General features: G+C 55.3%; 13 protein-coding genes. 9 read left to right on the forward strand and 4 right to left on the reverse strand.

The window, feature by feature from the left end:
• Window positions 1-16: 16 nt before the first annotated feature.
• Window positions 17-1,300 (reverse strand): putative acyl-CoA thioester hydrolase, encoded by a 1,284-nt coding sequence (locus AACS05_RS06770; protein WP_045449508.1) that lies wholly within the window; start codon window positions 1,298-1,300, stop codon window positions 17-19.
• 224 nt (window positions 1,301-1,524) lie between these two features.
• Between AACS05_RS06770 and hutI the strand changes: the two genes are divergently transcribed.
• The 5 genes from hutI to hutH all read left to right on the forward strand — a co-directional run bounded on the left by hutI (window position 1,525) and on the right by hutH (window position 7,843).
• On the forward strand, window positions 1,525-2,748 hold the full coding sequence (hutI, locus tag AACS05_RS06775; RefSeq protein ID WP_045441145.1) for an imidazolonepropionase: 1,224 nt from the start codon (window positions 1,525-1,527) through the stop codon (window positions 2,746-2,748).
• Window positions 2,745-3,686, forward strand: a complete 942-nt coding sequence (gene hutG, locus AACS05_RS06780; RefSeq protein ID WP_045441146.1) for a formimidoylglutamase — start codon at window positions 2,745-2,747, stop codon at window positions 3,684-3,686. Before hutI ends, hutG begins: the two co-directional genes overlap by 4 nt.
• 85 nt (window positions 3,687-3,771) lie before the next feature.
• Window positions 3,772-4,497: a histidine utilization repressor gene (locus AACS05_RS06785; RefSeq protein WP_045441147.1), complete on the forward strand. Its 726-nt coding sequence runs from the start codon at window positions 3,772-3,774 to the stop codon at window positions 4,495-4,497.
• A gap of 138 nt (window positions 4,498-4,635) precedes the next feature.
• Window positions 4,636-6,321: a urocanate hydratase gene (hutU, locus tag AACS05_RS06790; RefSeq protein ID WP_045441148.1), complete on the forward strand. Its 1,686-nt coding sequence runs from the start codon at window positions 4,636-4,638 to the stop codon at window positions 6,319-6,321.
• 1 nt (window position 6,322) lies between these two features.
• Entirely contained in the window at window positions 6,323-7,843 is a 1,521-nt protein-coding gene (hutH, locus tag AACS05_RS06795) for a histidine ammonia-lyase (protein WP_045441149.1), read from the forward strand.
• Window positions 7,844-7,883: 40 nt separating this feature from the next.
• Here hutH and AACS05_RS06800 read toward each other — a convergent pair whose 3' ends face one another.
• Together AACS05_RS06800 and bioA are read right to left on the reverse strand one after the other, a co-directional pair.
• Window positions 7,884-8,360: a kinase inhibitor gene (locus tag AACS05_RS06800; RefSeq protein WP_045441150.1), complete on the reverse strand. Its 477-nt coding sequence runs from the start codon at window positions 8,358-8,360 to the stop codon at window positions 7,884-7,886.
• 57 nt (window positions 8,361-8,417) lie between these two features.
• Complete coding sequence (gene bioA / locus AACS05_RS06805; RefSeq protein WP_045441151.1) at window positions 8,418-9,707, reverse strand: adenosylmethionine--8-amino-7-oxononanoate transaminase; 1,290 nt, start codon at window positions 9,705-9,707, stop codon at window positions 8,418-8,420.
• Between the two features lie 76 nt (window positions 9,708-9,783).
• On the opposite strand from bioA, the gene bioB reads away from it, so the two are divergent.
• Genes bioB through bioD form a run of 4 tightly spaced genes read left to right on the forward strand, consistent with a single transcriptional unit; the run spans window position 9,784 to window position 13,408 of the window.
• Window positions 9,784-10,824 (forward strand): biotin synthase BioB, encoded by a 1,041-nt coding sequence (bioB, locus tag AACS05_RS06810; protein WP_045441152.1) that lies wholly within the window; start codon window positions 9,784-9,786, stop codon window positions 10,822-10,824.
• On the forward strand, window positions 10,821-11,975 hold the full coding sequence (gene bioF / locus AACS05_RS06815; protein ID WP_045441153.1) for an 8-amino-7-oxononanoate synthase: 1,155 nt from the start codon (window positions 10,821-10,823) through the stop codon (window positions 11,973-11,975). Before bioB ends, bioF begins: the two co-directional genes overlap by 4 nt.
• Window positions 11,962-12,717 carry a malonyl-ACP O-methyltransferase BioC gene (gene bioC / locus AACS05_RS06820; RefSeq protein ID WP_045441154.1) on the forward strand — a complete coding sequence of 252 codons (756 nt, stop codon included), beginning with the start codon at window positions 11,962-11,964 and terminating at the stop codon, window positions 12,715-12,717. Before bioF ends, bioC begins: the two co-directional genes overlap by 14 nt.
• A complete protein-coding gene (gene bioD, locus AACS05_RS06825; protein WP_045441155.1) occupies window positions 12,710-13,408 on the forward strand; it encodes a dethiobiotin synthase in 699 nt (232 codons plus the stop codon). The genes bioC and bioD overlap by 8 nt, the downstream gene beginning before the upstream one ends.
• Here the strand turns inward: bioD and AACS05_RS06830 are convergent.
• Window positions 13,374-14,096: an ABC transporter ATP-binding protein gene (locus AACS05_RS06830; RefSeq protein WP_045441156.1), complete on the reverse strand. Its 723-nt coding sequence runs from the start codon at window positions 14,094-14,096 to the stop codon at window positions 13,374-13,376. The genes bioD and AACS05_RS06830 overlap by 35 nt on opposite strands.
• Between the last annotated feature and the right edge of the window lie 119 nt (window positions 14,097-14,215).

Below are 14,215 nucleotides of genomic sequence, written 5' to 3' on the forward strand. Positions count from 1 at the left end.
TGATCGCGCTAAACAATTACTGCTTCGGCTCTGCAACCACTTTACTACCGACACCGCGGTTGTTGTATTCCCACATGCGGTTAAAGTTGGTGTCGTTCAGGTTACGCTGAATTTCACCTTTATCATCTTCCGCACCGATGTTACCCGCGAATGGACGCTTGGCGATAACACTGTCAGCCCATGGTTTCGCCATGTTAAAGCCTTCGTTGATCACGCTGTCACGAATAACCACCTGACCATTAGTGTTCGCATCAACATCCAGCGAGCGGCCCAGTTGCGCCACACCATCGCCACTTGCCGTAAAGCGGCTGTTGGTGACGAGGAAGCCGTAGTAAATGTTCGACAGCGTTGCCGGGGCAAATACGTAAGCTTCCTGCTGAGTTCGTGAGTTCACCACACGGAAATCAGTATTATCAAACACCACCGCGCCGCGACCAGACACGATATCCACATCGCCTTCAATGTAGCTGTTAGTGACCAGTGTACGCGGTTGACGATCGTTTTCCAGACGGTTTTGCACGCCGCTGTTAGTAACGAAGAAGGTATTCTGGCGACCCAGGATATTGACGTTGTTAATCTGAACTTTATCGCCATCGGTACGCAGCGCAACTGCCGGGTGATTACCTGCATCAACGCTGTCACCCAGATTGTTTTCAATGGTCAGATTCTGCAATTGCAGGCCGTTGTTTTGTGACCAAACCACCGCAGAACACATCACGCCAATATTCGGACCGCGCTTGTTCTGGCAGTTATCGAACATATACCACGCCGGTTTTCCTGGCATATATTTACCACCCGGGTTCACTGAACGACGCCAGTCTGCGGTGCTCATATCACCGTCAATGGCCTGGCCGATTTTCACATCAAGCGGTTTTTCGCCTGTACCGTATAAGGTCAGGCTACCCGTGGCAGCAGGGATGTAGACCGTGCCCTGATATTCACCCGGCATAATGGCGATATATTGACGTTTATTGGTACGTTTTATGATTGCTGCATCAACCGCCGCCTGAATGGTGGTGTGGGTAACGCCTTGCGTACCTGCCGGGCCGACAACAAAATCAGGCTGCGCTGGCAGGGAAATAGAAGAAGGGGTCCACGGCGCAGTATTTGGCGTCAGTGCTGAAAAATAGTGTGCGGCAACGAAATTTTTGGCTTCACTCGCCGACAGAATCGGGCGCGAGGAGGTGCCAGGCGCGGTCTGATCGGAAGGAATTTGATCGGGCGAGGTTGAGCTACAGGCAGTCAGCGTCACGCCAAAAGCCATAGCCAGCGCCAGACGGGAAACTGATGATATGTTCACAGGTTGCTCCGGGCTTTGAAAGTTATCCATTGAAGCCTGCTTTTTTATACTAAGTTGAGCGAAACGGGAAGGCGAAAAGGTAAAAAGTTGTTTTTTATCGCAGCAATGTCTGGCGTTGAGAGTCCTTATATCACAATTAGATAACAATTGTGGTCCATCAGGTTGACAACATCCGCAGGATGCAAAATAAATGTCTATACAACCTATGACAAGTGGTGAGTCGAATGCAGCAGTTTTTCCCTGATGATGCTATCTGGCGCAATGTCCGCCTGGCGACCATGGATCCTGAACGTGATACACCGTATGGGCTGGTGGATGACCATGCGCTGATCGTCCGTCAGGGTAAGATTCGAGATATTGTGCCTGAATCATCGTTATACCTTACCCACGATAATACGTTTGATATGCAGGGACGGCTGATTACACCGGGTCTGATTGACTGTCATACGCACCTGGTGTTTGGCGGGAATCGCGCAGGCGAATGGGAACAGAGACTGAACGGAGTTTCCTATCAGCAAATCAGCGCCCAGGGGGGAGGAATCAATGCTACCGTCTCTGCGACTCGTCGAGCCTCAGCCGAACAACTCTTTCGCGTAGCGCAGGCGCGGATGGCGCAGCTAAAAAACGAAGGCGTTACGCTACTGGAGATTAAATCAGGTTACGGCCTGGATTTAGCGACTGAAGAGAAGATATTACGCGTGGTGTCAGCACTGGCGGCGGAAAATATCATTGAAATCAGCCCTACGCTGTTGGCTGCGCATGCCACTCCTGTGGAGTACCGTGACGACCCTGATGGCTACATTACACTGGTATGCGAGACTATTTTGCCGCAGTTGTGGAAAAAAGGTCTGTTTGAGACCGTCGATCTGTTTTGTGAAAGCGTCGGGTTCACGCTGACACAGAGTGAGCGTGTATTTCAGGCCGCTCAGGCACTGGGCATCCCGGTGAAAGGTCATGTTGAGCAACTCTCATTGCTTGGTGGTGCGCAACTGGTAAGCCGCTACCACGGTTTGTCAGCCGATCATATTGAATACCTGGATGAAGCCGGAGTGGTGGCGATGAGCCAAAGTGGTACGGTCGGGGTTCTGTTGCCGGGGGCATTTTACTTCCTCAAAGAACAGCAGCGCCCACCAGTGGAATGGCTGCGTCACTATCAGGTGCCAATGGCGGTGGCAACGGATTTCAATCCTGGCACCAGTCCGTTTATTAGCCTGCACTGGGCGATGAATATGGCCTGCGTACAGTTTGGCTTAACGCCAGAGGAGGCCTGGGCTGGCGTAACCCGTCATGCGGCTCGTGCGCTTGGTCGTCATGACACTCACGGACAACTGAAGGCCGGATTCGTTGCCGATTTTGTGGTCTGGGATGCGCAACTGCCGGTGGAAATTCTCTACGAACCTGGCCGCAACCCACTTTATCAACGTGTATTCAGAGGGCAGATATCATGATGAACTGGCAACCCGCATCACCTGCGCTCTGGCAGGGACGCGATGATCGTGTTGAGTCAGCGAATGCGTTGCGTCTGTTTCAGACCATCACGCTTAGTCCGGCGTTCGCCCTTGAAATGTATCGTGAACAGATTGCGCTGCTTGGATTTGCCTGCGACGAAGGTGTGAAACGTAATCAGGGGCGTGCGGGGGCGGCCGGTGCACCCGACGCGCTGCGTAAGGCGCTGGCAAATTTAGCCAGTCACAGTGGTCATGACAGACTGGTGGACCTGGGAAATATTGTAGCGCAGTCCCCGGACCTTGAAGGTGCACAGCAGGCGCTACGCAGTGCGATACAACGCTGTCAGCTGGCAGAGATGCGCACCTTTGTATTAGGTGGCGGGCACGAAACCGCATTTGCTCACGGTGCAGGTCTACTGGATGCGTTCCCGCGTTCAAAAGTGGGTATAGTGAATCTCGATGCACATCTGGATTTACGTCATGCCGAACAGGCCACATCAGGGACGCCGTTTCGCCAGCTGGCAGAGCTTTGCGACGAGCAGCAGCGCGAGTTTTATTACGCCTGCGTGGGTGTCAGCCGGGCGGCAAACACTCAGGCGTTATGGGATGAAGCGCAACGCCGCGGTGTCACTGTGGTGGAAGATTTGCATTGCCATCAGGCGCAGGCACAGATAGCACAGTTTGTCGCCAGCGTAGATGTTATCTATCTGACGATTGACCTCGACGTTTTACCGGTCTGGGAAATGCCGGCGGTGTCTGCGCCTGCTGCGCTGGGCGTTCCGCTGGCGACGGTACTGGGTTTAATTGAACCTCTTTGTTGCAGTGGTAAATTACAGGCGGTGGACATGGTTGAATTTAATCCCCGCTTTGACGATGATGGCAGGGCAGCACGCGTTGCGGCGCGGCTTGGCTGGCAAATCGCGCACTGGTGGCGCTGACATGCCTGATAGTGGTTCGCTTATCAGGCCGATGCCGTGGTCGCTATCTGGCAATTAAAACTCTCTGCTTAAGGAAGGCTTACGCATGCTCCCATCCCGCAACCGTTCAGCTCCGGCCCCTTTTTACGAAAAGGTCAAACAGGAGATCAGCGACAAAATTGCCAGTGGCATCTGGCAAGCGCACGACCGTATCCCGTCGGAAGCGGAACTGGTGGCGCAGTATGGTTTTAGTCGAATGACCATTAACCGGGCGCTGCGTGAGCTAACGGATGAAGGATTGTTGGTGCGCTTGCAGGGGGTCGGGACATTTGTCGCCGAGCCAAAAGGTCAGTCTGCGCTGTTCGAAATTCGCAGTATCGCGGATGAAATCATTGCCCGGCAGCATCAGCACCGGTGCGAGGTTTTGACGCTGGAAAGAACTCAGGCAAGTGCTCTGCAGGCTACGGCGTTGAACGTTGCAGAGGGCACGTCCATTTTTCACTCCATCATGGTGCACTATGAAAACGATCAGCCGGTGCAGATTGAAGATCGCTGTGTGAATGCAGAAATTGTGCCGGAATACCTGACGCAGGATTACAGCCAGACTACGCCGCACGCTTACTTGTCGCTGATTGCGCCGCTGACAGAAGGTGAGCATATTGTGGAAGCCGTGCGAGCCAGTGCAGAAGAGTGTGCGCTACTGAACATTAAAGAACACGATCCCTGTCTGCTAATTCGTCGCCGGACCTGGTCGGCGTCACATATTGTCTCCCATGCCCACTTGCTCTTTCCGGGTTCCCGCTACCGTCTGCAGGGACGTTTTATGTCCTGATACGAGGACGCAAAAACCGTGATTGCTGACGCAATATAACAAAAATGTATCTCAATTGTTAAATGCAGCCTTGCGACAACTTGTATAGACAAGTATATGTTACTTATCTGTCCGATCGTTCGTGAGGAGTGTTTTACCATGCCCCAAAGCAAGTATCGTCAGCAGGATATTCGGGCCCCAAGAGGCACGAACTTAACAGCCAAAAGCTGGTTGACCGAAGCGCCGCTGCGCATGTTAATGAATAACCTTGATCCCGAGGTGGCGGAAAATCCCCACGAGCTGGTGGTTTACGGCGGGATTGGTCGCGCCGCGCGTGACTGGGAATGTTATGACGCCATCATCAAGGCGCTGACCGGACTGGAAGCCGACGAAACTTTGTTAGTGCAGTCCGGTAAACCGGTCGGCGTGTTCAAAACCCATGACAATGCACCACGGGTCTTAATCGCCAACTCCAATCTGGTCCCGCACTGGGCGACCTGGGAACACTTTAACGAACTAGACGCGAAAGGGCTGGCGATGTACGGCCAGATGACTGCCGGGAGCTGGATCTACATTGGCAGTCAGGGCATCGTGCAGGGAACCTATGAGACCTTCGTCGAAGCAGGACGTCAGCATTATCAAGGCAACCTGAGCGGACGCTGGGTGCTGACCGCCGGATTGGGGGGGATGGGCGGGGCGCAACCGTTGGCCGCAACCCTGGCGGGCGCCTGTTCGCTGAACATTGAATGTCAGCAAAGCCGTATCGACTTCCGTCTGCGTACCCGCTATGTGGATGAGCAGGCTACTTCGCTTGATGACGCACTGGAGCGTATCGAAAAATACACCCGCGCGGGGAAAGCGGTTTCCATTGCGCTGTGTGCCAACGCCGCTGACATTGTGCCTGAACTGGTCAAGCGTGGTGTGCGTCCGGATATGGTTACCGACCAGACCAGCGCCCATGACCCGCTGCACGGTTATTTGCCGTCCGGCTGGAGCTGGGAAGAGTATCAGGCGAAAGCAATATCCGATCCGCAGGGTACGGTTCAGGCAGCGAAACGTTCGATGGCGACGCATGTGCAGGCGATGCTGGCCTTTAGCAAACTGGGCGTTCCGACATTTGACTACGGCAATAACATTCGTCAGATGGCAAAAGAGATGGGTGTGGAAAATGCCTTTGATTTCCCTGGATTTGTGCCGGCCTACATTCGGCCGTTGTTCTGTCGCGGCATTGGCCCGTTCCGCTGGGTGGCGCTTTCCGGCGATCCGCAGGATATTTATAAGACCGATGCCAAAGTAAAAGAGATCGTGGCCGACGATAAGCATCTCCATCACTGGCTGGATATGGCGCGTGAGCGGATTAATTTCCAGGGGTTACCTGCGCGTATCTGTTGGGTAGGGCTGGAGTGGCGACAAAAGCTGGGTCTGGCGTTTAACGAGATGGTGCGTAGTGGTGAAGTTTCCGCACCTATCGTCATTGGTCGCGATCACCTGGATTCTGGATCGGTTGCCAGCCCTAACCGTGAAACCGAATCCATGCGTGACGGTTCAGACGCCGTGTCCGACTGGCCGCTGCTGAACGCGCTCCTTAATACTGCCAGCGGTGCGACCTGGGTATCACTGCACCATGGCGGCGGGGTAGGAATGGGCTTCTCCCAGCATGCCGGGATGGTGATTGTCTGCGATGGTACTGATGAAGCCGCCGCACGTATCGCCCGGGTATTACATAACGATCCGGCGACGGGCGTGATGCGTCATGCCGATGCCGGGTATGACATTGCTGTGGAATGTGCTGTCGAAGAAGGGCTGAACTTGCCGATGGTTGCCGCAACGCAGGGGAAACGCTGATATGAATACCATTACCTTAACGCCGGGCCATCTGAGCTTTGCGCAGTTGCGCGATATCTGGCAGCAGCCGGTACAGTTGAGACTGGATACCAGCGCGGTTGACGCCATTAATGCCAGTGTGGACTGCGTCAATAAGATTGTTGCCGAAGGCCGCACGGCTTACGGCATCAATACGGGTTTTGGCCTGCTGGCCCAGACCCGTATTGCCACTGAAGATTTGCAAAATCTCCAGCGTTCGCTGGTGCTTTCTCATGCGGCGGGCGTCGGTGAACCGCTGGATGATGCGATGGTGCGTCTGATCATGGTGCTGAAAATCAACAGTCTGGCGCGCGGTTTCTCCGGTATTCGCCTGAGCGTGATTGAAGCGCTGATTGCACTGGTGAATGCGGAGGTTTACCCGTTGATCCCGGCGAAAGGCTCGGTCGGGGCATCGGGCGATCTGGCTCCGCTGGCGCATATGTCGCTCACCTTGTTGGGTGAGGGTAAGGCACGCTGGCGGGGAGAATGGCTTCCGGCCGCAGAAGCGCTGAAGAAGGCCGGGCTGGAGCCGATCACGCTGGAGGCGAAGGAAGGACTGGCGTTGCTGAATGGTACACAGGCATCCACGGCTTTTGCTCTGCGCGGGTTGATTGAAGCGCAGGAACTGTTTGCCTCGGCGACAGTATGCGGGGCGCTGACCACCGAAGCGGTGCTGGGCTCCCGACGTCCGTTTGATGCCCGTATTCATGCCGCCCGGGGACAGCGTGGACAAATTGATGCCGCCTCTCTTTATCGCCACGTGCTGACCGATTCCACAGCGCTTTCGCAGTCGCACCATAACTGCGAAAAAGTGCAGGATCCATATTCTTTGCGCTGTCAGCCGCAGGTGATGGGGGCGTGCCTGACGCAAATGCGCCAGGTCATGGAGGTGCTGCTGGTGGAAGCCAATGCAGTTTCAGATAACCCGCTGGTGTTTGCCGAAGAGGGCGATGTTATTTCTGGTGGCAACTTCCATGCAGAACCGGTGGCGATGGCGGCGGATAATCTGGCGCTGGCGATTGCGGAAATAGGTGCGTTATCAGAGCGACGTATTGCGTTGATGATGGATAAGCACATGTCACAGTTACCGCCTTTCCTGGTCAAAAACGGCGGGGTCAACTCCGGCTTTATGATTGCTCAGGTCACAGCCGCCGCGCTTGCCAGCGAGAACAAAGCACTGGCGCACCCGCACAGCGTAGACAGTTTGCCGACCTCGGCTAACCAGGAAGACCATGTGTCAATGGCGCCTGCGGCCGGTCGTCGACTGTGGGAGATGGCGGCCAATACGCGCGGGGTGATTGCCGTGGAGTGGCTGGCGGCCTGTCAGGGAATCGATTTACGAGAAGGACTGACCTCAAGCCCGCTGCTGGAACAGGCGCGTCAGGCATTGCGTGGACAGGTTTCACACTATACACAGGACCGTTTTTTCGCCCCGGATATTGAGTGCGCGACCGAGTTGTTAGCGCAGGGAACCTTGCTGAAGCTGGTGCCCGAGTTTCTGTAAGAAAATGCCGGATGGCGCTGACGCTTATCCGGCTCAGAGATTAACTGAACAGTGCGGTGATTGACGCGCTGGCGAGCGAGTGGAAATGGACGTTAAATCCGACCATCGCTCCGCTGGCGCCCTCATCAACATCAAGACGCTCCACATCCAGCGCATGAACCGTAAAGATATAACGATGCGTTTCTCCTTTTGGTGGCGCCGCGCCGCCATAGCCCGCTTTACCAAAATCCGTGCGTGTCTGAATGACTCCCTCCGGCAGCGCAACCAGACCGGAGCCGAATCCTTGTGTCAGCACACGGGTATCTGCAGGCAGGTTGACTACCACCCAGTGCCACCAGCCGGAGCCGGTTGGCGCATCAGGATCGTAACAGGTCACGACAAAGCTTTTGGTCCCGGCAGGTACATCATCCCATAGCAGATGCGGGGAGATATTATCTCCGTCATACCCCATACCGTTAAATACATGGCGATGCGGGAGCTTCTCCCCGTCGCGCAGATCGTTACTCATTAGTTTCATGCTGACTCCTCTCGTTAGCCAAAAAGTGTAGCCAGAAACCTCATAACTTACCGCCGATTATTGGCTAAAAAATGTTTCATTGCGCACAGCATCGTTCACGACCTGCGTCAGGCGACGCAGTTGATCTGGCTGGATAATGTACGGCGGCATCAGGTAGATGAGTTTGCCAAACGGCCGGATCCACACGCCTTGTTCAACGAAGAACTTTTGTAACGCCGCCATATTCACCGGATGCGTGGTTTCTATCACACCGATGGCGCCGAGTACGCGTACATCGGCAACATATGCGGAATCAGCCGCAGGTGCCAGTTCGCTGCGCAATTGTTCTTCAATAGCTGCGACCTGTGCACGCCACTCGCCAGTTTCCAGCAGAGACAAACTGGCGGAGGCGACGGCGCAGGCCAGCGGGTTACCCATAAAGGTCGGGCCGTGCATAAAGCAGCCAGCCTCGCCGTTGCTGATGGTTTCCGCGACCTGACGGGTGGTCAGGGTGGCGGAAAGTGTCATCGTCCCGCCGGTTAATGCTTTACCAAGGCACAAAATATCCGGCGCAATGTTGGCGTGTTCACAGGCAAACAGCTTCCCGGTACGGCCAAACCCGGTGGCGATTTCATCGGCAATCAGCAGGATCCCTTCGCGGTCGCACATCCTGCGAATGCGTTTTAACCATTCAGGATGGTACATGCGCATGCCGCCTGCACCCTGCACAATCGGCTCCAGGATAATGGCTGCAATCTCATGGCGATGCGCGGCCATCAAACGGGCAAAGGGCACGATGTCCAGCTCATTCCATTCGCCGTCCATCCGACTCTGCGGGGCTGGAGCGAAGAGGTTTTCCGGCAGATACCCTTTCCACAGGCTGTGCATTGAGTTGTCGGGATCGCAGACCGACATCGCGCCGAAGGTGTCTCCGTGATAGCCGTTACGAAATGTCAGGAAACGCTGGCGAGATTCGCCTTTTGCCTGCCAGTATTGCAGCGCCATTTTCATTGCCACTTCGACGGCAACAGAGCCTGAATCCGCGAGGAAAACGCATTCCAGTGCCTCTGGCGTCATGGCGACCAACTGGCGGCACAGCGAAATGGCAGGGGCATGGGTAATGCCGCCAAACATCACATGTGACATGTCATCGATCTGCGTTTTCATTGCGGCGTTCAACTGCGGGTGGTTGTAACCGTGGATTGCTGACCACCAGGATGACATGCCGTCAATCAGTCTCTCACCGCTGGATAAAATCAGTTCGCAACCTTCGGCACGCGCTACCGGATACACCGGTAACGGGGAGGTCATGGAGGTGTAAGGGTGCCAGATATGGCGTTGGTCAAAGGCAATATCGTCAGTTGTCATAATCGACTTGTAAACCAAATTAAAAAGATTTAGGTTTACAAGTCTACACCAAACTAACAACGAAACGTACACCAATATGGCTCACTCTTCTCGCTGGACAATGTCGCAAGTCACCGAATTATTTGAAAAACCCCTGCTGGATCTGCTGTTCGAGGCGCAACAGATCCACCGTCAACATTTTGACCCGCGGCAGGTACAGGTGAGTACACTGCTGTCGATTAAAACCGGTGCCTGCCCGGAAGACTGTAAATACTGCCCACAAAGTTCCCGCTATAAAACCGGTCTGGAAACAGAACGATTGATGGAAGTTGAGCAGGTACTGGACTCTGCGCGTAAAGCCAAGCAAGCGGGTTCAACACGTTTCTGCATGGGGGCGGCATGGAAGAATCCGCACGAGCGCGATATGCCTTATCTGGAGCGGATGGTACAGGGCGTGAAAGAACTGGGACTGGAAGCCTGTATGACGCTGGGGACGCTGGATGAAACGCAGGCCCAACGTCTTGCCCGTGCGGGTCTGGATTACTACAACCACAACCTCGACACTTCGCCAGAATTCTACGGCAATATCATCACGACTCGTTCCTATCAGGAACGTCTTGATACGCTGGATAAAGTGCGTGAGGCCGGGATCAAAGTCTGCTCAGGCGGTATCGTCGGGTTAGGTGAAACGGTCACCGATCGCGCCGGGTTGTTGCTGCAACTGGCGAATCTTCCCACGCCGCCGGAAAGCGTGCCCATCAACATGCTGGTGAAGGTGAAAGGTACTCCACTGGCGGATAACGACGATGTGGATGCATTTGATTTTATCCGCACTATCGCTGTAGCGCGGATCATGATGCCGACCTCGTACGTGCGTCTTTCCGCTGGCCGCGAGCAGATGAATGAGCAAACTCAGGCGATGTGTTTTATGGCCGGGGCCAACTCTATTTTCTACGGCTGCAAACTGTTGACCACGCCGAACCCGAACGAAGATAAAGATCTGCTGCTGTTCCGCAAGCTGGGGCTAAACCCGCAGCAAACGGCGGTACTGGCGGGTGATAACGAACAGCAACAGCGTCTGGAGCAGGCTCTGCGTACGCCGGACACTGATGATTACTACAATGCGGCGACAGTATGACCTGGCAGCAAAAAATAGACGATGCGCTGGCGGTGCGTCGTTCTGCCGATGCCCTGCGCCGCCGTTATGCGGTGACGCAGGGGGCAGGACGCTGGCTACAGGCCGATGGTCGCCAGTATCTGAATTTCTCCAGTAATGATTATCTCGGTTTAAGCCACCATCCGCAGATTGTGTGCGCGTGGCAGCAGGGTGCAGAACGCTTTGGCGTTGGCAGCGGTGGCTCAGGTCACGTAAGCGGCTATTCCATCGCGCATCAGGCACTGGAAGAGGAGCTGGCGCAGTGGCTGGGCTATTCACGTGCGCTGTTATTTATCTCCGGTTTTGCCGCCAATCAGGCAGTCATTACCGCACTGATGGAAAAAAACGATCGTATCGTCGCCGATCGCCTCAGTCATGCTTCACTGTTGGAGGCCGCAAGCCTGAGCCCGGCAGTGTTGCGCCGTTTTAGCCATAACGATCCGCAGCATCTGGCCCGCCTGCTGGCTACCCCCTGTCCGGGGCAGCAACTGGTGGTGACTGAAGGTGTGTTCAGCATGGATGGTGACAGTGCACCACTGGCGGAAATCCACGCGGCGGCGCAACAGCATAATGGCTGGCTGTTGGTGGATGATGCGCACGGCATTGGCGTGACCGGTGAAGAAGGGCGCGGTTCGTGTTGGCGGCATCAGGTTAAGCCTGAGCTGTTGGTAGTGACGTTCGGGAAAGGGTTTGGCGTCGGCGGTGCGGCAATCCTCTGCTCTGACAGTGTAGCCGATTATCTGCTGCAGTTTGCCCGTCATTTGATCTACAGCACCAGTATGCCTCCGGCTCAAGCTCAGGCGTTGCGTGCTGCGCTGGCAGTGATCCGCAGTCGTGAAGGTGATGAGCGGAGAGCAAAGCTGGCGATGCTAATTCAACGTTTTCGGGCAGGAGTGGATACCCCAGATTTAAAACTGGTGAATTCAGACAGCGCCATTCAGCCGCTAATCGTTGGTGATAACCATAAAGCCTTACGGCTGGCCGATGCCCTGCGCCAGCAGGGATGTTGGGTGACAGCAATCCGTCCTCCCACCGTACCCGCCGGTACAGCCAGACTGCGACTGACGCTGACGCAGGCACATGAAATCCAGGATATCGATCGTTTGCTGGAGGTAATGCATGGCGCTGGTTAATAAGCAAGCCATTGCGGCTGCGTTCGGACGTGCTGCTACCTATTATGAACAACACGCCGGGTTACAGCGCCAGAGCGCTGATGCGTTACTGGCGCTACTGGCGGGTCGTGAATATGCACATGTACTGGACGCCGGTTGTGGACCCGGACGCATGAGTCTTTACTGGCGGGAGCGGGGGTGTGATGTCACCGCCCTGGATCTTTCGCCTCAGATGCTGGCGGAGGCGCAACGACAAAATGTTGCCCATCACTATCTGATGGCGGATATCGAAGCCATTCCGCAGGATACAGCGACCTTCGACCTGGCCTGGAGCAACCTGGCTGTGCAGTGGTGTGGTGATTTACGCAGCGCGTTAAGCGAGCTTTACCGGGTTGTACGCCCTGGCGGGACGGTGGCTTTTAGTACGCTGGTACACGGCTCCATGCCGGAGTTGCGTCAGGCATGGCAGGCTGTAGATAACCGGGCGCATGCCAATAATTTTTTGTCTGTGGAGCAACTTAAAAATGCCCTGCATGGCTGGGATGCTGGCTACCACACCCATGCCGTGACGTTATGGTTTGACGACGCGCTGAGCGCGATGCGTTCGCTCAAAGGTATCGGAGCAACGCATTTGCATGAAGGTCGTGAACAGCGTGTGCTGACCCGCTCACAGCTACACCAGTTACAGTTAGCCTGGCCCTGTCAGCAGGGGAGATACCCGCTGACGTATCATCTTTTTTTGGGAGTGATTCAACGTGACTAAAACGTATTTTGTCACCGGGACGGACACCGAGGTAGGTAAAACCGTCGCCAGCTGCGCACTGTTACAGGCAGCCGCAGAGAGGGGATACCGGGCAGTCGGGTATAAGCCAGTGGCTTCGGGGAGTGAAATGACCGCTGATGGCCTGCGTAACAGTGATGCTCTGGCGCTGCAGCGCAACAGTACGCTGGAGATAGAATATGTGGATATTAATCCGTATACCTTCGCTGAACCCACTTCGCCACATATTATCAGCGCTGACGAAGGAAGACCGATTTTGGCCCCGGTGATGTCTGCCGGTTTACGTGCGCTTGAAGAGCAGGCTGACTGGGTGCTGGTGGAAGGTGCTGGTGGATGGTTTACACCGCTTTCGCCGACGCTGAGTTTTGCTGACTGGGTTCAAACGGAGCAATTGCCGGTCATTCTGGTCGTTGGCGTGAAGCTTGGTTGTATCAACCACGCCATCCTGACCGCGCAGGCGGTGCTGCAGGCTGGCCTGACGCTTGCCGGATGGGTCGCTAATGACGTGATGCCGCCGGGTAAACGTCACGCTGAATATATGGCGACGCTGACGCGTTCTCTCCCGGCACCGTTGCTGGGAGAGATCCCATGGCTGGCGGAAGATCCGCTGCGGGTATCGACAGGGCAATATATCGATCTTAGCGTTTTATCTCTGGCGTCCCCCAGTCGTTGAGAAGCGGATCGTTGAGTTGTGTCATCGCTCCCTGTGCGACATTGCGCCCGCGATGCAACAGGCAATAGCAGTCGGCGACCCGGCGAATGAATGGCAAGCTTTGCTCCGCAAGCATAATCGCGATGCCCAGCTCCTGGCTCAGCCGCACGATCAAATTTCCCAGCTTGTGGATATACGCTTGGCCCGTCCCCCGCGTCGGTTCATCGAGGATCAGCAGACGTGGGCGCGTAACCAGAGCGCTGGCGAGTGCCAGCTGGTACTGATTGTCATCTGACAGTATCGCCCCTTTGCTGCGACGCAGAACGTACAACTGTGGGAAGAGGCGGTAAATATCGCTGCTGCTCATTGCCTCGCTTTCGCCAACCGCCTTACGCGCAATATGCAGATTCTCTTCTACCGTCAGTTGCGAAAAAATACGCCGCTCTTGTGAAACGTAGCCAATACCCAGCGCGATGCGACTGGCCGCGGGGATTGGACGCAGATCGCGCGGTGGCGCACCGGCCTGATGCCAGAACATGGTGCCACTTTCGATAGGTAAATTACCGGTGATGCAATTCACCAGTGTGGTTTTTCCCATACCTGGCAGTCCCAGCACGCCAGTACACTTACCGGGCATCAAGTCGAGATCCACATCCCATAGCGTGTGCTGATTACCGTAATAGTGATTCACTGCGCGAAGACTTAGCATAGATTTTCTCCATCATGATGTTATCCGCCCCACGAGCAGGGAGTGGGAAGAAAAGTGCAAATCTCTTGCCAGAAGAGGAGCCAGGGAGATAAACAGCGTGATAAGCGATTTGCGTACAT

This window comes from Citrobacter sp. S-77 (assembly GCF_963864895.1).
In the GTDB taxonomy this organism is placed as follows: domain Bacteria; phylum Pseudomonadota; class Gammaproteobacteria; order Enterobacterales; family Enterobacteriaceae; genus Citrobacter; species Citrobacter murliniae.